The sequence below is a fragment of the Alkalicoccobacillus gibsonii genome (assembly GCF_016798245.1).
GTDB classification, from domain to species: Bacteria; Bacillota; Bacilli; order Bacillales; family Bacillaceae_D; genus Alkalicoccobacillus; species Alkalicoccobacillus gibsonii.
In genome coordinates, this window is the sequence record NZ_JAEUZA010000001.1 from 1,098,551 (window position 1) to 1,120,388 (window position 21,838).

At 42.3% G+C, this 21,838-nt stretch carries 21 protein-coding genes; 2 read left to right on the top strand and 19 right to left on the bottom strand.

Annotated features, from left to right (window positions below; all coding sequences use genetic code 11):
• Window positions 1-8: 8 nt before the first annotated feature.
• Complete coding sequence (smc, locus tag JNO66_RS05970; RefSeq protein ID WP_203087273.1) at window positions 9-3,575, bottom strand: chromosome segregation protein SMC; 3,567 nt, start codon at window positions 3,573-3,575, stop codon at window positions 9-11.
• Window positions 3,576-3,713: 138 nt separating this feature from the next.
• On the opposite strand from smc, the gene JNO66_RS05975 reads away from it, so the two are divergent.
• Window positions 3,714-3,938 (top strand): DUF1128 domain-containing protein, encoded by a 225-nt coding sequence (locus tag JNO66_RS05975; protein WP_203087274.1) that lies wholly within the window; start codon window positions 3,714-3,716, stop codon window positions 3,936-3,938.
• 59 nt (window positions 3,939-3,997) lie between these two features.
• Here the strand turns inward: JNO66_RS05975 and rnc are convergent, their stop codons facing one another.
• The 12 genes from rnc to JNO66_RS06035 all read right to left on the bottom strand — a co-directional run bounded on the left by rnc (window position 3,998) and on the right by JNO66_RS06035 (window position 15,291).
• Window positions 3,998-4,786, bottom strand: a complete 789-nt coding sequence (gene rnc / locus JNO66_RS05980; RefSeq protein WP_203087275.1) for a ribonuclease III — start codon at window positions 4,784-4,786, stop codon at window positions 3,998-4,000.
• A gap of 138 nt (window positions 4,787-4,924) precedes the next feature.
• Complete coding sequence (gene acpP, locus JNO66_RS05985; protein ID WP_203087276.1) at window positions 4,925-5,158, bottom strand: acyl carrier protein; 234 nt, start codon at window positions 5,156-5,158, stop codon at window positions 4,925-4,927.
• 100 nt (window positions 5,159-5,258) lie between these two features.
• Window positions 5,259-6,002, bottom strand: a complete 744-nt coding sequence (fabG, locus tag JNO66_RS05990; RefSeq protein WP_203087277.1) for a 3-oxoacyl-[acyl-carrier-protein] reductase — start codon at window positions 6,000-6,002, stop codon at window positions 5,259-5,261.
• Entirely contained in the window at window positions 6,002-6,949 is a 948-nt protein-coding gene (fabD, locus tag JNO66_RS05995; RefSeq protein ID WP_203087278.1) for an ACP S-malonyltransferase, read from the bottom strand. Before fabD ends, fabG begins: the two co-directional genes overlap by 1 nt.
• On the bottom strand, window positions 6,949-7,962 hold the full coding sequence (gene plsX / locus JNO66_RS06000) for a phosphate acyltransferase PlsX (RefSeq protein WP_203087279.1): 1,014 nt from the start codon (window positions 7,960-7,962) through the stop codon (window positions 6,949-6,951). The genes fabD and plsX overlap by 1 nt, the downstream gene beginning before the upstream one ends.
• A 19-nt stretch (window positions 7,963-7,981) precedes the next feature.
• The gene (gene fapR / locus JNO66_RS06005) at window positions 7,982-8,548 is read right to left on the bottom strand and encodes a transcription factor FapR (protein ID WP_203087280.1); all 567 of its coding nucleotides are present in this window, start codon (window positions 8,546-8,548) and stop codon (window positions 7,982-7,984) included.
• Window positions 8,549-8,639: 91 nt separating this feature from the next.
• Complete coding sequence (gene recG, locus JNO66_RS06010; RefSeq protein ID WP_203087281.1) at window positions 8,640-10,691, bottom strand: ATP-dependent DNA helicase RecG; 2,052 nt, start codon at window positions 10,689-10,691, stop codon at window positions 8,640-8,642.
• A complete protein-coding gene (sdaAA, locus tag JNO66_RS06015) occupies window positions 10,688-11,572 on the bottom strand; it encodes an L-serine ammonia-lyase, iron-sulfur-dependent, subunit alpha (protein ID WP_203087282.1) in 885 nt (294 codons plus the stop codon). The genes recG and sdaAA overlap by 4 nt, the downstream gene beginning before the upstream one ends.
• Window positions 11,573-11,588: 16 nt before the next feature.
• Window positions 11,589-12,251, bottom strand: a complete 663-nt coding sequence (gene sdaAB / locus JNO66_RS06020) for an L-serine ammonia-lyase, iron-sulfur-dependent subunit beta (RefSeq protein ID WP_203087283.1) — start codon at window positions 12,249-12,251, stop codon at window positions 11,589-11,591.
• Window positions 12,252-12,316: 65 nt separating this feature from the next.
• Window positions 12,317-13,180, bottom strand: coding sequence for a DegV family protein (locus JNO66_RS06025; protein ID WP_203087284.1), 864 nt, complete (start codon window positions 13,178-13,180; stop codon window positions 12,317-12,319).
• A gap of 32 nt (window positions 13,181-13,212) precedes the next feature.
• The gene (locus tag JNO66_RS06030; protein ID WP_203087285.1) at window positions 13,213-14,907 is read right to left on the bottom strand and encodes a DAK2 domain-containing protein; all 1,695 of its coding nucleotides are present in this window, start codon (window positions 14,905-14,907) and stop codon (window positions 13,213-13,215) included.
• 21 nt (window positions 14,908-14,928) lie between these two features.
• Window positions 14,929-15,291 carry an Asp23/Gls24 family envelope stress response protein gene (locus JNO66_RS06035; protein ID WP_203087286.1) on the bottom strand — a complete coding sequence of 121 codons (363 nt, stop codon included), beginning with the start codon at window positions 15,289-15,291 and terminating at the stop codon, window positions 14,929-14,931.
• A gap of 198 nt (window positions 15,292-15,489) precedes the next feature.
• On the opposite strand from JNO66_RS06035, the gene rpmB reads away from it, so the two are divergent.
• Window positions 15,490-15,678 (top strand): 50S ribosomal protein L28, encoded by a 189-nt coding sequence (rpmB, locus tag JNO66_RS06040; RefSeq protein WP_143848813.1) that lies wholly within the window; start codon window positions 15,490-15,492, stop codon window positions 15,676-15,678.
• A gap of 42 nt (window positions 15,679-15,720) precedes the next feature.
• Here the strand turns inward: rpmB and spoVM are convergent, their stop codons facing one another.
• The 6 genes from spoVM to rsmB all read right to left on the bottom strand — a co-directional run bounded on the left by spoVM (window position 15,721) and on the right by rsmB (window position 21,838).
• Window positions 15,721-15,801, bottom strand: coding sequence for a stage V sporulation protein SpoVM (gene spoVM / locus JNO66_RS06045; protein WP_203087528.1), 81 nt, complete (start codon window positions 15,799-15,801; stop codon window positions 15,721-15,723).
• A 200-nt stretch (window positions 15,802-16,001) separates the two neighbouring features.
• Window positions 16,002-16,664, bottom strand: a complete 663-nt coding sequence (rpe, locus tag JNO66_RS06050; RefSeq protein ID WP_203087287.1) for a ribulose-phosphate 3-epimerase — start codon at window positions 16,662-16,664, stop codon at window positions 16,002-16,004.
• 1 nt (window position 16,665) lies between these two features.
• Window positions 16,666-17,547 carry a ribosome small subunit-dependent GTPase A gene (gene rsgA / locus JNO66_RS06055; RefSeq protein WP_203087288.1) on the bottom strand — a complete coding sequence of 294 codons (882 nt, stop codon included), beginning with the start codon at window positions 17,545-17,547 and terminating at the stop codon, window positions 16,666-16,668.
• Between the two features lie 90 nt (window positions 17,548-17,637).
• Window positions 17,638-19,695, bottom strand: coding sequence for a Stk1 family PASTA domain-containing Ser/Thr kinase (gene pknB / locus JNO66_RS06060; RefSeq protein WP_203087289.1), 2,058 nt, complete (start codon window positions 19,693-19,695; stop codon window positions 17,638-17,640).
• 5 nt (window positions 19,696-19,700) lie between these two features.
• A complete protein-coding gene (locus JNO66_RS06065; RefSeq protein ID WP_203087290.1) occupies window positions 19,701-20,462 on the bottom strand; it encodes a Stp1/IreP family PP2C-type Ser/Thr phosphatase in 762 nt (253 codons plus the stop codon).
• A 35-nt stretch (window positions 20,463-20,497) separates the two neighbouring features.
• Window positions 20,498-21,838: a 16S rRNA (cytosine(967)-C(5))-methyltransferase RsmB gene (gene rsmB / locus JNO66_RS06070; protein ID WP_203087291.1), complete on the bottom strand. Its 1,341-nt coding sequence runs from the start codon at window positions 21,836-21,838 to the stop codon at window positions 20,498-20,500.

Sequence of the window (21,838 nt, forward strand, 5' to 3'; positions counted from 1 at the left end):
GTTTCCTCCTAGCTTTCAATTAGTTCCTTTGTTTCTTCCAGTCTAACCGAAACAAGTCTTGATACACCTGATTCCTGCATGGTCACACCATACAGTACATCTGCTTCTTCCATCGTTCCACTTCGATGTGTGATCACGATAAATTGCGTAGCTTCTGAGAAATCCTTCAAATACTGCGCAAATCGACTGACATTTGCTTCGTCTAATGCGGCTTCCACTTCATCGAGAACACAGAAAGGAACCGGTCGTACCTTTAAAATGGAGAACAGCAAAGCAATCGCCGTTAATGCACGTTCGCCACCCGATAGTAATGCTAAATGCTGCAGCTTCTTGCCAGGAGGACGAGCCATGATATCAACACCAGTTGATAAAATATTAGATGGATCTGATAATACAAGATCAGCTTCACCGCCACCAAACAACTCACGGAAGACTTCTTGGAAATGTCCTCTTACTTGAGTAAAGGTATGCTGGAAGCGATTTGTCATTTCTTCATCCATCTCTGCGATAACCTGATGTAAGGTTTCCTTTGCTTCGAGTAAATCTTGCTGTTGCTCAAGTAAAAACGAATAGCGCTCGTTCACTCGCTCAAACTCTTCGATGGACCCGAGATTGACTGGTCCTAATTCATCAATTGTTAGTTTTAAAAGCTTTAACCTTGTTTTCGCATCCTCTATAGAGCCTTCGAGTGGATAGTCTTTAACAGCTGCATCAAAGGAAAGCTCATACTCTACACGAAGCTTCTCCAAGCGGTGTTCAAGATCGACATCAAGTCGATTTAAGCGAACATCTTGGTGCTTGTAGTCATCGTGCGCTAATGCGTAATGACCTTGATTTCTTTTTAATTGTTCTTCAAGCTCAGCGTATTGATCATCAAGCTTAGCACTCTTTTCAACAAGCACTTTAAGCTGTTGCTGAACCGTATCTTTTTCTTTTCGCAACGAATGAATTTGTTCAGTTAGCTGTTCTTCCCCATTTGAACCATTATTCATGGTTGATGAAAGCAAATCGAACTCTTCACGTAAATCTTTAAGCTCACCTTTAAGGTCGTTCAGCTGTTGATTTGTAAAATCAAACTGCTCGCTTACGTGTTTTACACGCTGTTTTGATTCAGCTTCTGCAATTCTCACACGTACAAGCTTTTCTTGAAGGTCTTCTCTCGAATGCTGTTGCTCTTTTAATTGAGTCTCTAATTCTTCAATTTCAAGCTTCCATTGTTGCTCTCGTTGATTGGTTTCGACAAGCACTTTAGATAAGGCATCTAAGCGATCAATAACTGCTTGTTCTTCTTTTGCCGCAGCTGCTTCCTCACGATCCATTCGCGAATACTGTTGTTCCATATTAGCCGTTGTAAGTTCAAGCTCCTTCAAGCGAGAACGCTGCTCCTGCCATTCCGAGCGTTTTACTTGTATCTGTTGCTGCAGGCTAGCCTGTTCTGTCCGCTGCTCTGCACGATTTTGTTTTTGTTGTTGCATTCGTTGCTCTAGCTGATAGACCGTACGCTCAAGCTTCTCTGTTTGATGAGTTAAATCGTCCAGCTCTCGTTTACGTCCAACAAGTGACGACTGGTTCTGCTTTACACTCCCACCCGTCATTGATCCACCTGGGTTCACAATGTCACCATCCAGTGTCACGATGCGAAAGCGATGGCCAATCTTAGCAGCAAGCTTATTAGCACCTTCAAGCGTTTTAGCAACGACAATAGAACCGAGTAAATTTGAAAGCACATGCTGATACTCATCCTCATAACGGATAAGGTGAATGGCTAATCCGACAAACTCGTCTTCATTTGAAATGATTCGTAACTGCGCATCTGGCATCATGCGAGGCTTAATGACCGACATTGGTAAAAATGTAGCGCGGCCAAATCGTTTTTGTTTTAAAAAGCGTATGGCATCTCTGGCATGTTGTTCGTTTGTTACCACTACATGTTGAGCCTGTGCACCGAGCGCTGTCTCAATAGCAAGCTCGTGCTGTTTTTCCGTCCGAACGAGTTCAGCTACCGCCCCGCGTATACCTTGTAGTTGCCCGTCACGTGCTTTAAGAATCTCTTTAACACCCTGATAAAATCCAGTGAAGTCTGATTCCATCTCACGTAGAGCTTCCGTTCGTGACTTTGACTTCTGTAAAATGCGATAGGCTTCATACAGCTTTGATTCATTTTGTTGATATTCTTCATCAAGCTTTGACTGTGTGGCCGCAATCGTTTGTTCTTGACCAGTTAATTGTTCAAGCTCATCCTGTATCGTTGTAACGAGTGCTTTTGCATCATTAAGTTGTCGCGTTAAACTGCTCCGATTTGTTTTTGAATCGGCATGTTCTTTTACGATACGTTCGCGCTTAAAGGATTGCTGACGCTTTTGTTCTTCTAAATAACGCTGTTCATTACGAATAGACGCCTGTTCATTTAATACCTCAATGTAATCAGCCTTAAGCTGATCAAGTTTTGCTTCAATTCCAGGTCCACTTCCCTGAAGTACACCTTCAAGCGAACGCAGCTCGGCTTTCCACCGATTTAATTCTACTTTTTCTTTTTCTACAAGCTCTTGTCTTTCTGCCACCGTTGCATGGAGGCTCTCAAGCTTTGATGATTTATCTGCAATGTCTTCAGTAAGCTGATCAATATTATAGACCGCGTTTTTCTGACGCTCCTGTAAGACACCTCTTCGGCCCTCGTTTTTTTCTAATTCCTCACTTACATGGAGGCGACGCTCCTGAGCTGTTTGTAAGGCTTCGGCAACCGCTTTTGATTCTTCCCGACACGATGTGATCGCTTCTTCCGACTCCTGAATCTTTTTTTCGTGTACCTCAAGCTGTGTCTTAAACGATGCTAGCTTTTCTTTGGCTTCGGTCCATCTTGCGTGTAAGTCATTAATTTCAGCAGCAGTAATGGTGATATCTTCTTTTTTTCGTTTCTTTTCTGCTTCAATAAATTCCTTTGCGATGGACGATTGCTCGCGTAATGGCTCAACCTGAGATTCAAGTTCATGCAAGATATCTTCTACACGATTTACATTTTCCTGTGTTTCATTTAATCGTTTTTCAGCTTGAATTTTACGCGTTTTGTATTTAAGTACGCCTGCTGCCTCTTCGAAAATAAGGCGACGGTCATCTGACTTACTGCTTAAGATTTCTTCAATCTTTCCTTGACCAATTATCGAATAGGCTTCTCGGCCGAGTCCTGAATCAAGAAACAACTCCACGATATCTTTTAGCCTGCAAGGCTGACGATTTAACAGATACTCGCTATCACCTGAGCGATATACACGTCTTGTGACGCTAACCTCGCTAAAATCGATATTTAAATGTTGATCCTCATTATCTAGGATCAAACTGACTTCAGCTACATTCACTGATTTTCTGGAATCACTACCGGCGAAGATGATGTCCTCCATCTTTGCTCCGCGTAATGATTTCGCAGACTGTTCGCCAAGCACCCAACGAATGCTGTCCGAGATATTACTTTTCCCGCTGCCATTTGGTCCGACTACAGCCGTTACACCTGGCACAAACTCTACATTTACTTGTTCAGCGAAGGACTTAAATCCTTTCACTTCTAATCGTTTGAGGAACATGCATTCCCTCCTTGCTCTAGACACTTTAGATTTTAGTTTATCACACTTTAGAACGGTTTAAGAGATTTCTAAAGGGGTAAGACAAACGGATGCGATTATGATAGGATTAGCTTTATGTAATGATAAAGGAGGTCCAACATGGACTTATCAATGAACACAGCTGAGAATATGAATTATATGCTTAAAGAAATTGAAAACAAGCTACAGACCGTTAATGCTGGAGCCCTGAATGCCGAAAAGTTTGATGCTTCTTCCTATGAAGACATTCGCGACATCTTTGAATGGGTGCAAAAGCAACGCTCTGTTTCTGTTCGAGAAATGGAAGCCATTGTGTCTGAGCTTGGACAATTACGCAAATCATAACCATGTAAAAAAGGCTGCGAGTCATCGACAGCCTTTTTTACATGCAATAATCTGACCCATTACCTGCTTCTGGTGTTCGCGTTTAACTTCTCAAGCGCAAGTTTCGCCGCAAGTTGCTCTGCCTCTTTTTTGGAACGACCGATTCCATCCCCAAGTGGCGTACCATTTAGTTGCACTTCCGAGACAAATTCTCGGTCATGTGCCGGACCCCGTTCTTGTACGATTACATACTGAAGTACTCCAAGGCCATCACGCTGGATAAATTCCTGAAGCTGACTCTTAAAATCCATTTTATGCGAAAAAGCACCCTCATTAATCTTTGGATACATCGTTTGGCTAAGAAACAAATAAACGGCGTCCAAGCCTTGATCTAGATATAGCGCACCAATGAATCCTTCAAATACATCTGCAAGTAGTGCAGGACGAACACGCCCTCCAGTTACTTCTTCGCCTTTTCCGAGTAGAACAAGTTTGCCAAATTCTAGCTCTGTTGCAAACCTTGCAAGTGATGGTTCACAAACAATCGAAGCACGAAGCTTGGTCATGTCACCTTCACTCATGTTCTTGTACTTTTTGTACAGATATTGGGAAACGGCAAGTTCTAAGACAGCATCTCCGAGGAATTCTAGTCGCTCATTATCAGTCGCAGCATATAAGCGATGCTCATTCACATAAGATGAATGCGTAAAAGCCTGAATCAATAACTTACGGTTTTCAAACGTTAATCCGGTTCGGACTAGCAGGTCATCAAATTGACGCTTTTGTTCTTCGGACAAAATTAGACGACGTCCACCGCCTTTTTTGTCATGGTTTCTTGATTTACGATACGGCTTTGATTGATGTGGCATGGTGACCTCCAACACGGAAAATAAACTTACATCTAAATTGTATCAAAGTTTTTGCAAAAAGCTAAGCAAAAATTACAAAAGTCAGCTTGCAGTTCATAAATAAATCCCATATGGCATAGCCACATGGGATCAACTAGATTACTGCTGGCTGTCTATGTAAGTAATAACGTCTCCAACAGTTGCAATTTTTTCTGCTTCTTCATCAGAAATTTCAATGTCAAATTCGTCTTCAAGTTCCATTACAAGTTCCACCACATCTAGTGAATCTGCTCCTAAATCATCTTTGAAAGATGCCTCAGGTTTAACTTGCGCCTCATCAATATCAAGACGGTCGACAACAATTTTAGTCACACGTGAAAGTGTATCTGCCATGTTCATTCACCTCCTCTCAAAAAATAGCTTGTATCTCAGCTAGATGAATTCTAACGGCATTTTAAGAACCTGTCAAGAAGCACTTTGCCGCACAAATCATCTAGGGCATCACTAATCCACCATCTACATGTAGTGTTTGACCTGTCATATAGTCAGCATCACTACTTGCTAGAAAACGAACAACAGAGGCCACTTGTTTTGCTTCTCCAAGGGCTCCAAGAGGAATTTGAGTCAGGTATTGTGCTTTTACTTCATCACTTAGTACCTCAGTCATATCACTCTCAATAAAGCCTGGTGCAACAGCATTCACATGAATGTTACGGTTAGCAAGCTCTTTAGCCATTGATTTTGTTAGCCCTATCACACCAGCCTTAGCCGCTACATAATTGGCTTGCCCTGGATTACCCATAACAGCAACCACTGAAGAGATATTAATGATACGTCCATAGCGCTGCTTCATCATTTGTCTGGACACACCTTTTGCACAGTTGAATACTCCTTTTAAATTGGTATTCACTACTGCATCCCAGTCATCTTCCTTCATACGCATAAGTAAATTGTCTCTTGTAATTCCCGCATTATTAACAAGGATATCAATTCGACCAAATGTTTCAACAGAATGCTTAATCAGCGCTTGAACCTGCTCAGAATCTGCTACATCCGCTTGAACTGCAATCGCTTCTCCACCCAATTGTTTAATATCCTCTACTACCTGCTCTGCTCTTTCCTTGCTTCCAGCATAATTTACAACGACTTTTGCGCCTTTTTCAGCGAGTTCCATTGCAATGGCTTGTCCTAGCCCTCTGGATGCGCCAGTAACGATTGCTACTTGATCCTTTAACATTAGTTTGCATCCCCCTTTAATTTTGCTGCTACGTCCTCTACACTTTTACGGTCAGATACTGCGTAAGCTGCAACATTTCGATCAATTTTTCTCATGAGTCCTGTTAGCACATTACCTGAGCCAATTTCAATGAATGTATCAACTCCAAGATCTATCAGGTGCTTAATACTTTCTTCCCAGCGAACGGACGAGTAGACCTGCTCCACTAACTGTTCACGAATGGCTTCACCTGATGTGCTCTCCGTAGCTGTAACGTTTGCAATCACAGGTGTTTCGATGTCTTTAATCTCTTTGTTTGCAAGAAGTGCAGCTAGCTTTTCAGCCGCTGGTTTCATAAGGCTTGAATGGAATGGGCCACTAACTTGTAAAGGTAACACACGTTTTGCTCCAGCAGCACGTGCTAGCTCACCCGCTTGCTCCACACCTTTTGCCGTACCTGAAATGACAATTTGGCCAGGACAATTTAAGTTTGCAAGCTCTGCAACTTCCCCATTTCCTGCTACTTCGCCACTTATTTTGTTGAGACTCTCAGCATCAAGGCCAAGTACGGCTGCCATTGAGCCTACACCAAATGGAACGGCCTCTTCCATAAATAGCCCTCTATTATGTACTGATTCAATGGCTGTTTCGTATGACATTGCACCAGCTGCTGCGAGTGCACTGTATTCCCCTAAGCTGTGACCAGCCACATAATCTGCTTGAATTCCCGCTTCTTTAACTAACTCAAGTACCGCGAGACTCATTGTTACAAGAGCCGGCTGTGTATTCTCAGTGCGTCTTAGTGTCTCTTCTGGACCTTCTTTCATCACTTGACTTAGAGAATATCCTAATGTTTGATCGGCAAGGTCAAAAATGGTTTTGCTGGATGCTTCCGTTTCATACAACTCAGCTCCCATTCCCACTTTTTGTGACCCTTGTCCTGGAAATAAAAACGCAATTTTACCCATCATGATTCTCCTTTTTCTTCCTCTGCTTGAGGCATTTTTGCAAGCTCTGACTTAACGAGGGCGGCAACCTGCTGTTCAACCATTAATTTTGCTTGACGAATGGCATGAAACATTGCTGTTTCATCAGAAGAACCGTGCGCTTTAATGACAGGTGAACGTAAACCAAATAATCCTGCTCCACCATATTCAGAATAGCTCATCTGTGTTTTAATATCGCGAAACGTTGGCTTTAAAACACCTGCAGCCAGCTTGTTCTTCACGGATTTAGTCAGCTCTTTTTTGATTAAACCAAATAAGGATGACGCTGTTCCTTCGATTGTTTTTAAAACTAGATTTCCAGAAAATCCGTCACAAACGACCACATCTGCTACGCCTTCCAACAAATCACGTGCTTCCACATTTCCAATAAAGTGAAGGTTTGATTGTTCAAGCAAAGGGAAGGTAGCTTTTGTTAATTCGTTTCCTTTGCCACTTTCCGTTCCAACGTTTAAAAGACCCACTCGAGGCTTCGAGACATTTTTCACAAGCTGCATATACGTACTTCCAATCACAGCATGCTGAAGAAGATGCTGTGGTTTTGCATCCATGTTCGCCCCTACATCTAAAAGAAGAAAGCCACTTCCACCCATTGTTGGTAGCATAGGAGCTAGCGCAGGGCGATCTACTCCTTTAATTCGGCCAACATGCAAAAGACCCGCAGTCATCAATGCACCTGTGTTTCCGGAAGAGATACAAGCATCCGCTCTTCCTTCCTTCACTTCACGCACAGCAAGGACCATGGAAGCATCCTTTTTCCTTCTAACGGCGTGAGTTGGCTTATCTGTGTCTTCAATCTTTTCTGTTGTATGTATAATTGAGATCCGTTCATCATTTGTCAGATGTGATCGGATGGCTTGTTCATCGCCAATCAACGTAATTTCAAGCTCTTTAAATTCTTGAATGGCTCTCATTGCACCCATCGTTTGTGCCTTAGGTGCATGATCTCCACCCATTGCGTCTAGAGCAATTTTCACTCAGCTTCCTCCTTCACGTTCAAGACATGTTCGTTTGACTTGAACGGTACATAATAAATTCCCCTTGGAACACCTTTTCTTTTTCCACATAGCTCTCAACGGAAACCATTGTTCTTTCCTTTTCAAGACGAGTGACAGTTGCTTTGGCTACGACCCGTTCGCCACTTCTTACTTGACGCTTAAACCTGATCGTTGCTTTAGCTGTTAGCGCCAGTTCATCATTAATTACAGCGACAGCTAGAGAGTTCGCCTGCGCAAACAAATAATGCCCACGAGCAATTCCTGATTTACTAAACACTTCATCCTTACTTACTTCAAATATCGAGATGGCTCTTTCATCTAATTGTAAATCTATGATTTCACCAAACACTTCTTCTGCAGAAATGGATTGTAATTCATCTAATTGTCGCTCTGCGACGCCTTTTATTCGTTCACGCAACTCCGGGATGGACAGCTCCATACGGTCTAATCGTATCGTTTGAATACTTACTTCAAAATGAGTCGCAAGTTCTTCGTCTGTCATGAACGGATGCTGCTGTAAGGTCTCCTGAAGAAGGGCTTGCCTATCCTTTTTTTTACGTCTCATTCTTAGCTGTCCCCCTTTTCCCTGACCGAAACTACTCTTATGACTAGGTCCTAAGAGTAGTATAAACATGAATGTTCATTGATTTCAACTGCTAATCTAATTTGCCCTGATCGAGCGCCCCCGTTGTTTCTAAATACTCTCTCAACCATTGATATTCAGGATCCTTCCAGAAGTGGTTTGAATCAACCAATGCCTGCGCATCCTGCCTGGCCACTTCCAGCGTACGATAATCATGGACAACGTCCGCTACCTTAAAATCTGGCAGACCACTTTGTTTTGCTCCAAAGAAATCTCCAGGACCCCGTAGTTCAAGATCTCTTTCTGATAAAACAAATCCATCGTTTGTTTCTGTCATGATCCGCATTCGCTCACGGCCATTTTCCGTTTTCGGATCAGCGAGTAACACGCAATAGGATTGTGCATCACCGCGACCGACTCGACCACGTAATTGGTGAAGCTGGGCCAGTCCAAATCGATCCGCATCATAGATCACCATCATCGTCGCGTTTGGAACGTTTACTCCTACCTCTACAACAGTTGTTGAGACAAGTACCTGCGTTTTATTTTGATCAAATAACGCCATAACCTCGTCTTTTTCATCTGAGGATAATCTACCGTGCATTAAACCTACTGCAAAACGTTCTTTAAAGTACCCGGTTAGAATCTGGTGCACATCCAGCGCATTCTGAACATCAAGCATCTCAGACTCTTCAATAAGCGGACAAATGACATAGGCTTGGCGTCCTTGCTGTAATTCTTTTTCAACAAATCCAAGCACGCGCTCAAGCATATCATGCTTTGCCCAATAGGTCTCAATTGGTTTTCTACCAGCTGGCATTTCATCTAGGATTGAGACGTCCATATCACCAAAGACAGAAATAGCAAGCGTTCGTGGAATCGGAGTGGCTGTCATAAATAGCACATCTACATGCTCTCCCTTACTACGAAGCTGTCTTCGCTGATTCACACCAAAACGGTGCTGCTCATCTGTAATTGCAAACCCGAGTCGTTTAAACACAACATCGTCTTGAATCAACGCATGAGTACCGACTGCCAAATCAATGGCTCCATCTGCTAAATCCTGAAGTAACTCACGGCGGCGTTTTCCTTTAAGTGATCCACTAAATAGCTCCACTCGTTTTCCGAGTGGCTCGAGCCAGCCTTTTAATGATTCTAAATGCTGCTCAGCTAGAATCTCAGTCGGGACCATTAGCGCTGTTTGGTAGCCTTCACAAATCACGCCGTACAAGCATGCTGCGGCAACAACCGTTTTTCCGGAGCCTACATCCCCTTGTAACAAGCGATTCATTTGGTATGGTGATGCTAAGTCTTTAATCACTTCTTGAATAACACGATTCTGAGCATTAGTTAATGGGAATGGTAACGACGTGATAAACGTCTTTAGAATTTTTTGGTCAACCTCTATTGCTTGTCCACTACTTTGCTCCCGTTGAACTTTTCTAAATAGCTGCATCTTTAATTGAAACGCCAGAAATTCCTCATACACCATACGTCTTCTTGCTTGTTTCACAGTCCCTTGATCAGTCGGATGGTGAAGCTGGGTGACTGCTTCATGCTTCGATACAAGCTTATATTTTGTTCGAATGGCTTCAGGAAGTGGCTCAGGTACTTCTGAACCAAACTGCTTTAATGCTTGTGAAATGGCTCCTTTAATCATTTTACTTGTAACGGTTCCTGACGCAGAATACACTGGTTCAATCGTTTTTTCCTGTTGAATCGCACCTTGGTGTATCTCCGTTCCAGTTATGGTCATGCGGTGACGGTCCCATTTTCCGGAGACCGTTACTTCAGCACCTAATGTTAATTGTTTTTTTAGAAACCCTCGATTAAAAAATGTAACGGTTACGAGCAGTTTTCCTACAAGCATTCGGAACGATAAACGGTTTTTCTTTTTTCCGTAATACCGGACAGACGGTTCACTATGAATCGTTCCTATAACCGTAACGCGTTCGTCATGCTCTGCAGATTGAAGATCTTTAATTTTGTAATCTTCATATCTAAAAGGAAAATACTCAAGAAGATCCCCAACTGTTTTAAGCTTTAAGCCCTCAAACAGTTTCGCCCTCTCTTCCCCGATACCAGTTACGTCTGTAATCGGGCGTTTGTGAGGATTTATACTCATTTGTCCATTGACACTCCAAATATTTCAGCTTCTAGTCTTCTTCCAGTTGGTGTAGCTGCAAGTCCTCCCTGCGCCGTTTCTTTTAATGCAACCGGCATCGTCTGACCAATGCGATACATTGCATCAATCACTTCGTCACAAGGGATTCGGCTTGTAATGCCAGCTAGTGCCATGTCAGCTGCCGTGATGGCCACAGACGCACCCATTGCATTACGTTTCACACAAGGAACCTCAACAAGTCCGGCTACAGGATCACAAACAAGTCCAAGCAGATTTTTTAGTGCGATGGCAAGCGCCTCTCCCGATTGCTCTGGCGTTCCACCTGCAAGCTGTACAAGCGCCGCTGCAGCCATCGCTGACGCAGAACCAACCTCTGCTTGACATCCACCTGCTGCTCCTGAGATCGAAGCATTATTGGCAATCACAAAACCAAACGCACCTGCCGCGAATAAATAATCAATCATCTCATCATCTGTCGGCTGCAATCTGTTTTGCATACCAAATAACACACCCGGTACGACTCCAGCTGCTCCTGCTGTAGGCGTTGCACAGATGGTTCCCATCGCTGCATTCACTTCATTCGTAGCCATAGCCTTACTGACTGAATCTAGTAAGTTATCTCCACCAAGTGTGTTCCCTTTTGCTATATAAGCCTGTAGCTTTTTAGCGTCCCCACCTGTTAGACCAGATACAGATTTAATATCTTCCGTTGTCCCTCTCTTTACCGCTGCTTTCATGACCTCTAAGTTTGCACGCATCCGTTCAATCACTTGCTCACGTGAACGGCCTGTTTCTTCCACCTCTTGACGAATCATCACTTCAGAAATGGAAATCCCATCAAATACGGCTCTTTCTATTAATTCAGCTGCATTCCGAAACATACTATCCCTCCTACTCTTATTCGTGAATATTTGAAACTAATTTAATATTAGGCAACGAGGAGAGCTCATCTAGTAACTTTTGTTCAACATTTTGGTCGACTTCCATTACCATTAAGGCCTCTTCTCCTTTTTCTCTTCTCGATACTTCCATATGACCTATGTTCATTTCATATTTTGCTAGTAAATTTGAAACTGCAGCAATCACACCGTAGCGGTCATGGTGTACAACAAAAATCGCTGGATGGTTTCCGGATAAACGTAGCTTAAACCCATTCATTTCTATGATTTCAATTTTACCGCCGCCAATCGAAATGCCTACAAGCTCCATTGATTTTTGGTCGTTTTCCAGGACAATCCGCATGGTGTTGGGATGATCTGTAACAGCATCTTCCTCATGAAATAAAACTGTGATCCCGGCTTTCTTAGCCAAGCTTTCTGATTCTTGAATTCTTGGATCGTGTGTATCAAAATCCAGAATGCCTCCCACTACAGCCACATCGGTTCCATGGCCTTTATAGGTTTGGGCAAATGAGCCATACAAATGAATATTCGCCTGAGTAGGATCACCGTTAAATAACGTACGTGCAACACGACCGATTCTAGCAGCACCAGCAGTGTGCGAGCTAGAAGGACCAATCATAATAGGACCAATAATATCAAAAACGGTCCGATATTTCATATACAATCCCTCTCCTTCGTAAAAAAAGACTGACCTGAATGGAAGCGTCAGTCTTTTTTAAACATTTATTTGTTCGTAGCTTTTGTACAAGAGATGGATACAGTTCCCGGACCCACATGGGCGCCAATGACTGCTCCAATCGATGTAATCACAACAGATTCCACCTGACATTCTTGTTTGACACGTTCAATTAACTCATTCGCAAGCTCTTCATTCAGTGCATGCGAAGCTCCAATATGAATGGGTTCATCTCCATATTGTTCTTTAATCGCTTCTATAATACGGGATACTGCTTTTTTTGGTCCGCGAGCCTTATCAAATGGATACACTTCACCCTCTTTAGATAATGAGAGAATCGGTTTTACCTTTAACAATGAACCTAAAATGGCCGAAGCCTTCCCAATACGTCCGTTCTTTTGAAGGTATTGCAAGGTATCTACCAGAAAATAAACAGTAGTCTCTTGTAATAAATACTCTAATCTTTTATCTAAAATGTCAACAGGCTGTCCTTCATTAGCCATTTTTGCCATCTCAGCCACAATAATACCAATCGCATAAGAAGCCTGCTTAGAATCGATCACTCGAATATCAAGCTCATCTTCTAATGATTGTTTGGCAATGGTCGCAGATTGAAACGTTCCACTTAGTTTTGAAGATAAGTGAATGGAATAAATAACCTCAGCTCCGTCTGAATGAAGAGAGCGATAGAGCTGCTCAAATTGATGCGGAGTCGGCTGAGACGTTGTAGGCATAGCCTGCTCCGTCTCAAGCTTCTCGTAAAAAGCACTTGGGCTTAATGTCACTCCATCTTCATAGGTCTCGTTTTCAGAAAACACCACGTTTAAAGGAATCACTTCAATACCCCATTGATCAACGAGCTCCCGAGGAATATCGGCTGTACTGTCTGTAACAATTCGAATCTTTGTCATTGGTACACACCCCTCCTTTTCTGCTGGGCTCTTTATTCAACAGAAAAAATATAAGAATATAATGGCTGATCTCCTTGATGAATATCTAATTCAACATCTGTAAACGTGTCTTCAAGATATTGGATTAATGCTTTGGTTTCACGTTCTGACACATCTTCGCCAGCTAAAACAGTAACCATTTCACTATCATCATCGATCATATGAGTAAGAAGCTCTTTAGCCGCTTCAACTAGATCTTTATGGGTATTAACGATTTTTTTATCGGCAATTCCAATATAATCATCTTTTTGAATTTGCAGACCTTCAATTTGTGTGTCTCGAACGGCGTAGGTTACCTGTCCAGACTTTACTGCTTTCATCGCTTCATTCATATGAGAAGCATTCTTCTCAATATCAATAGAAGGGTTGAATGCAAGTAATGCTGCAAGTCCCTGTGGTACCGTTTTTGACGGGATTACGATAGCTTTTGAATCAACAACGTCAGCTGCCTGGTCTGCTGCCATAATAATATTTCCGTTGTTTGGTAGAATCAATATATTTTTCGCATTTACTTTGTTGATGGCACTAACAATATCCTCGGTGCTTGGATTCATGGTTTGACCACCTTGAATCACCTCTTGAGCACCTAACCCTTTAAAGAGTTTAGAAACTCCTTCGCCCATCGAAACGGTTACAATTCCAAACTCACTTTTAAACGTTTCTCTTTGTGCTTCCACTTGCTCAGAATCACCGTAAAACGCCTGTGTTTCATCTAGAAGATGCGTATGCTGCTCTCGCATATTCTCAATTTTAATATTAATAAAATCACCATAGCGCTGCGCACGTGATAAAACCTCACCAGGGTACTCAGCATGAATATGAACCTTAAGCAGGTCTTCGTCAGATACCACTAGTAATGAATCACCAATCTCACTTAATTCATTACGGAAATCTTCTTCAATAAACGCTTCTTTTTTCAAGCGCTCTTGATCAAAACGGACCATCACTTCCGTGCAGTAGCCAAATTCAATATCTTCTGTCGCCATATGGCTTTGTGCTGATTGATGATGGTGTTCAATCTTAACCAGGTCGTCCATATTTGGTGTGACTGGTTGCTGATCTTTTAATTTTTTCCCTTCAAGAACAGCAAGGAACCCTTCGTAAATATAAAGTAACCCCTGTCCACCAGAATCAACAACACCCACTTCTTTTAATACAGGAAGAAGATCCGGTGTCCGCTTTAAGGATGCTTTTGCCTCTTTAATCAGATCACTCATGACAACGATGATGTCATCATTCTTTTTAGCAGATTTTACAGCCTGTTTAGCTGAATCCTTGGCAACCGTTAGAATGGTTCCTTCTACTGGTTTAATCACAGCCTTATATGCTGTTTCAACCCCTTTTTCAAACGCTTTAGCGAAGTCTTCAGCATTTAGTGTTTGTTTGCCTTCCACCGCTTTGGAGAATCCTCTAAAGAGCTGTGATAAAATGACCCCTGAATTACCTCTAGCTCCCATTAACAAACCTTTAGCAAAGGAAGCAGCGATCGTCCCTGCATCCTTTGCTGTTTGAGCTTGCACTTCCTTCACACCTGAAGTGATGGAAAGGTTCATATTTGTCCCTGTATCACCGTCTGGGACTGGAAACACATTTAGGGAGTCCACAATCTTTACGTGCCTCGATAAATTATCCGCTCCCTCAATAAACATATGAGCGAGCTTATTTGCTTCTAGTCTCTTAACCGCCACAACATTTCCTCCTAACTACCCCTAAGTGTTTAACACTCGAACACCCTGTACAAAGATGTTAACTGATCCAACATCTAGTCCAAGCATTTGTTCCAGTTGATACTTCACTTTTGTTTGTACGTTATGTGCTACTTCAGAAATTTTAGTACCGTAGCTTACGATAATATACATATCAATATGAATGTCCTCTTCTACCTCACGAATTACGACGCCTCGACGGAAATTCTCTTTACCCAGTAAATCAGACAAACCATCTTTAATTTGCTTTTGTGAAGCCATACCAACGATTCCATAGCAGTCAACTGCTGCTCCACCGGCTACCGTTGCGACAACATCTCTTGAAACATCGACCATTCCAAGTTGAGTTTTCATTTCAATAGACATATGTATCCTCCTTTAAGAACTGCACATTAGCTTCATTTTACTATACATTAGGCGATTAGGAAAGAAACAATAGGGGTGTCAAGGGTTCTCCCTTGATAAAGTTATCACTTTCTATTGCTTTCTCTTAATGCCTATGCTAAGATATTCGAGTATGAATTGGTCTCATCGTAAGGTGGAATGAATAAGGAGGTGCAAGTCATGGCCCGTGTTTGTCATATTACAGGCAAAAAAGCCCGTACTGGTAATAAGCGTTCTCACGCTTTAAACAAAACTAAGCGCCGTTGGGGAGTTAACGTACAAAAGGTACGTATTCTTGTAGACGGTAAGCCGAAACGCGTTTACGTTTCAGCTCGCGCGCTTAAATCAGGAAAAGTACAACGTGTTTAATTGAACCTAGCAAAAAAGCACCGTATATTCGGTGCTTTTTTGCTAGGCTTTTTTAAATGAACTAAGTACAGCCCTCACAAATCCACCGAGAAACTTGGGCAGCTTGATGGTATAAAACTTCATGGCTCCTCCTCCTTAGCGAAATTCGCCAACACAGCTGATCACAACGGAACAACGGGATGTTTTAAAGCCCTTACCAATTCCTTACGTCACACTAAGCTTTTTCCCCCAAAAATGAATGAATAAAGCCTACGTTGTCTTCCGAGAACAGCCAAGCTATTCTTTACCACCATGCTATGCCCTTAAAAGCAAAAACAGAACTATTATTGCGTTCCAGATTGTGAGTGACGTATGTCTTGGATCGCTTTACGACGATCAGACTCACCAAAAATGGCTGATCCAGCAACAAGGACAGTAGCACCAGCGTCAAGGCAAGCCTTGGCTGTTTGAGTATTCACTCCTCCGTCAACTTCTATCTCAAAGGAATACCCATCACGTTTACTGTATGCAGCGAGCTCTGAAATATTGCCTAAAACTCCCTCAATAAACTGTTGTCCACCAAACCCAGGGTTCACTGACATCTGCAGGACAAGATCAACGTCCTTTAAAATTGGCACAACTGACCCGACCGGGGTTGCTGGGTTTAAGACCACACCTGCTTTAACCCCTTGTTGTTTAATTAATTGAATGGTGCGATGAAGATGTGTACAAGCTTCAACATGGACTGAGATGATATCAGCTCCCGCTTTGGCAAAAGCTTCTATGTATTGATCTGGATTTGAGAGCATCAAATGAACATCCAGTGGTAGTGTTGTGTGCGGTCTAATGGCTTCTACAATTAACGGGCCGATTGTTAAGTTCGGTACAAAATGTCCATCCATCGCATCTACATGGATGTAGTCAGCACCACTTGCTTCAACATCTTGAATTTCTGCTCCAAGTTTTGCAAAATCGGCTGATAAAATAGAAGGAGCGATTTTAATCATATTAGTATCTCCTTTTTCTTTGATGAATTTCTTCTAAAAATGATAGATAGTGCTCATATCGATACGATTGGATTGTACCATCCTGCACAGCATCTTTTACTGCACATTTTGGTTCAGACGTATGCAAGCAACCACGAAATTTACAATCTGGGATTCGCGTTGCGATCTCAGGGAAATACAGCCCCAAGTCCTCTGCTTCAATCTCTGTAAATTCTACAGAACTAAAGCCAGGTGTATCGGCTACTAATCCAGAACCAATGCTTAATAATTCCACATGTCTGGTTGTATGCTTACCACGCCCTAAATGAGTGGAGATTTCGTCCGTTTCAATCTGCAGATTAGGCTTTAAAGCATTTAGTAAGGAAGATTTCCCAACTCCGGATTGACCTGCTACAACAGAAATACGATCATCAAGATCAGGCAATAACCAGTTTACACCTTGCTCGTCTTCTTTTGAAGTTAAGCGTACACGATACCCTATAGCTTCATAATGCAGAGCATAGTCTCGAATCTCTGCTTCCTGCTTTTCGTCTACTAAATCCATTTTACTTATAAGAATGACAGGTTCAATTCCACTTGCTTCGATATGAACTAAAAACCGGTCAAGTAGCAGTGTGCTAAAATCAGGCTCTAAGGCAGAGAAAACAAGAAGCACTTGATCAACATTTGCTATCGGAGGACGAACAAGTTCATTTTTTCGCTCTAGCAATTCCATTATATACCCGTCCGTGTTATTTTCAGCCTCATACTCAACTCGATCTCCAACTAAGGGCTTACGCTTTTGCTTTCGAAACAACCCTCGACCTCGACATTGAATATACGAATCTTCATCCTGCACATAATAAAATCCACTAAGTGATTTTACAATTAATCCATTTGGCATAAAAACCTTCTTTCTCATTCATTTAGTAGGGTTTGTACGTGAGCAAACGTAGGACATGCACGGCCCCATTAGACCGTGCATCATCAGCTACTACTGTTCATATGTTCGTTCACTTGAGCTTTTGATTAATTCATCATTAATATACAAATCAAACGAACCAGAATAGCTAGGACTTACTCGTAAAGGAATCGTATAAGTCTTTGATTCGGAAATCTCTTCATCCACAAATACTTCATCCTCGCCTTCCGTTGACGCATCACGATAAACAATCCGAATGTCAAAAACCTTTCCATCCTCTTGTTCCTGCTGCGAAACTTCTACAGGTTGACTGACATCAATCACACGGCTCGGTTCTTCTTCGTCATCTGGTTCGTCATCCCCTGGTGTATCGGTTGCAGGAGGTGCTGTTCCTCCAGGTGACTCACCTTCTGCTCCCCTGGAAACAACCACTTCTACATTACTACCTGGATCAAGCATTTCAAATGGCTCAGGGTCTTGAGAGATGATTCTTCCCTCGGCAATCGTATCACTAAATTCAAAGGAAAACCGTCCTCTTAACCCTTCATTATTAAAATATGAGCGAGCTTCTTCTTCCGTTTCTCCTTCTAAATTAGAAAGACGAATTTGACTCTTAACGGCGTACGTTAAATACACTGGAGTGTTTGAGGGTACAATGGTTGATCCAGAAACTGGTGTTTGACTAATAACGGTCCCTTCTGGTTTTTCATTGCTTTCCCTAGTTACTCTCTCAACTGTCACATTTAATTGCTCTAGTAGTCGTTCTGCTTGCTCAATAGGTAAGTCTACATAATCTTGCAAGGTGATTTCTTCTTCAGTCCCACTCACTTGGACTCTAACGGTTGAACCCTCTTTTACTGAGGATCCTACACGTGGGTTTACTGAGATCACATGTCCTGAATCTACTGAATCATCCTCAACTTCTTCAATGTCTACAGTTAAACGAAGATCCTCTAGTGTTTGCTCTGCATCTTCAATGGGTTCATCAATGATGTCTGGAATGGTTACTTCTCCAACCCGAAAGACACTTGGTAAAATAGCAAATGCAGTGGCTCCTACTATTAAAGTGAAAAGAGCCGTTAGCATAAGGATAATTAGCCATTTTTTCCGCTTTTTCGGTTTTTTCGGTTTAGCAATCGGCTCTGCTTGAGACGGTTTACTTTCTGTCACCTGTTGAACAGGTTTTGTTGGTTCCGCTGCAATCGTTTTTTCTAAATCAACCGATTCTGGAAGCTTTCCAACAATCGGAACCGCTTTGGTCACTTCATGATCGTCTTCCTTTTTAAATGCATAAGGCACCTCATCAGATCGATCAGGATCTAGGAGCGTGTACGCATCCTCTTCCATTTCTTCAGCCGTTTGATACCTCGCAGCAGGATCCTTCATTGTTGCTTTATGGATCATATTTTCTACACTTTGAGGAATGGATGAATTGATTTGCCGAATGGAAGGCATATCGTTTTGTAAATGTTTAATGGCAATAGACACAGCTGTGTCACCTGAAAAAGGTAACACCCCTGACAGCATTTCGTAAAACACAATGCCAAGTGAATAGATATCTGAGCGATAGGTAATATGACCACCACGCGCTTGTTCAGGTGATAAGTAATGAACAGAACCCATAACAGAGTTTGTATGCGTTATGGTTGCAGCTGACATCGCTCGTGCAATACCAAAATCAGCTACTTTTGCTTCGCCATCTTCACTAATTAAAATATTATGAGGCTTTATGTCCCGATGCACAATTTGGTTAGCATGGGCATGAGCCATCGCAGCTAAAATTTGTTTAAGATAGCCTAATGCAACATCAACTTGTAATGGACCTTCTTGTTGAATCAACTCTTTAAGAGTCTGACCCTTAACATATTCCATCACAATGTAATATAGGTTGCCTTCTTCACCAACATCGAAGATATTCACAATATTTGGGTGAGCTAAGCTCGTAGCTGCCTGTGCTTCTCTGCGAAATCGTTTAATAAATTGTTCATCGTCAGAAAACTGGGGCTGAAGTACTTTAACCGCCACGTGACGATCCAATATCACATCTAGGGCTAGATAAACATTTGCCATCCCACCCCCACCGATGCCTTCAATGATCACATACCGGTCACTAATTCGTTGTCCTATCATGCAGATCACCCGACCTCATTAGAAGCTGCAGGAAAACGGACCAGCGCAATGGAGATATTATCTTCGCCCCCACGATCGTTAGCTTCCTGGATACATTGTTTGGATACGGCTTCAACTGAATCATCGGAGCTTAGAAATGATTCAATATCGGTCGTTGAAAGTTTATCAGATAACCCATCAGAGCATAAAAGTAAATCCCAAGGGGCTTCTAATGAGAAGATCATGACATCCATTTTTACCGAAGGCTCCGTACCGAGTGCTCGTAAAAGAACGTTTTTGCGCGGATGATTCTCCGCCTCTTCAGAAGAAATTTGACCTGTACGTCTTAACTCTTCAACTAATGAATGATCTGATGTTTTTTGTGAAAACGATTCATCTGTACGCAAATAGGCACGACTATCGCCGATGTGACCGATGGCAACATATTCTTCTGTACAAATAGCTGCCACAAGCGTAGTACCCATACCCTGGCACTCTTCATGAGTGTTCGCATGATCGTGAACCGCTAAATTTATCGAAGAAAATTGTTCCTTTAGCCATCGCTCCGCCTCATTAGCTGTAAGTGGTTGCTCAACTTGCTCCCACGCCCCACTTAATAATCTGGAGGTCATCGCACTCGCTACATCACCAGCCAGGTGACCACCCATTCCATCAGCAACGAATGCTAGAAGACCTGCATTCGTCTGATAGATTCCACCTGAGTCCTCGTTATGAGACCGAACTTGTCCTACGTCTGATAAGAAAATATAATCTAGGCTGTTACTCATTCATCCACCTCTTTTCATGAGCTTATCTTATTTAACTAGGCATTTCTTTTTAAAGCTGTAATAAAAAATCCATCTGAATGATGATCCTGAGGAAGAACGGTTACCATTCCATCCGTAAAACGTTCTGAATCAAGCGCCTTAGGCAATCGGTCTTTTAAGCTGGCATCCAGTGAGAACTCAGGATTCTCTTTTAAGAATGCTTGAACGGTTCCTTCATTCTCATCCTTGTCCACTGTGCAGGTACTATATACGAGAAGACCTCCAACACTTACACAAGTGCTAGCTGCTTGCAAAATATTTTTTTGAATGGTAGCAATCTGTTGAACATCTTTTTCTGATTTAGCCCACTTGATATCTGGCTTTCGTTTTAAGACGCCAAATCCTGTACACGGCGCATCTACAAGAACTCTGTCATAACGCTCCATGTGATCCACAAGCTTTCTTGCATCAAGCGCTTGCGCTTCAATAATCGACAATTCTAAGCGGCTTGCTTGTTGTTTAATGAGCTTCACCTTTTGAGGATGGAGATCGAGTGCCAACACATGGCCCTGATTATTCATACGTTCAGCTAAGTGCGTAGTTTTTCCTCCAGGAGCTGCACACGTATCTAGTACACTCATCCCTTTTTCTGGCGCAAGCGCTCGTGCCACTAGCATGGAGCTTTCATCTTGAGCCGTCATCAATCCGCTTAGGTAAGCAGATGTTTCAAATACAGCTCCTTTTTCGATGATGATTCCATCTTCAGTAAGTTCTGCAGGTTTAGCCTCTATTCCTTCTTCCACAAGTTTCTCAAGTAATGCTTCTCTCGATGTTTTTACCACATTAACTCTCATACTAACAGGGGCAGGAGTGAGGTTTTCCATACACATAGCTTCTGTTTCTTCTAATCCGTATTGCTTGATCCAACGTTCTAGTAACCAGCTAGGATGGCTTGTTTGAATGGACAAACGCTCAACCGGATCTTTGATGGCGTCAAATGACGGACGCTCTGTTCGTTGAAAGCTTCGTAGGACACCATTAACCATTCCGCTGATACCTTTATGTCCTAAACTCTTCGCGATCGTCACAGCTTCATGAACCACTGCACGCTCAGGTACACGATCTAAGTAAACCATCTGATAGATCGATAACCTCAGAAGAACTAAAACCCATGTATCTAGTTTGTCTAAGTCTTTTTTTATTAACGGTTTTAAATAGTAATCTAGCGTTAGCTTTCGCTGGATCGTCCCGTATACAATCTCTGTTAATAGTGCAGAATCACGGCGATCCAAACCTGCTTTCTTTCTCGTATCGTTTAAAAGCAGATGACTATACGCTTGATTCTTTTCAATCTTAAGTAAAACATCTAACGCTGATTCACGAACTGTTTTTCCCAT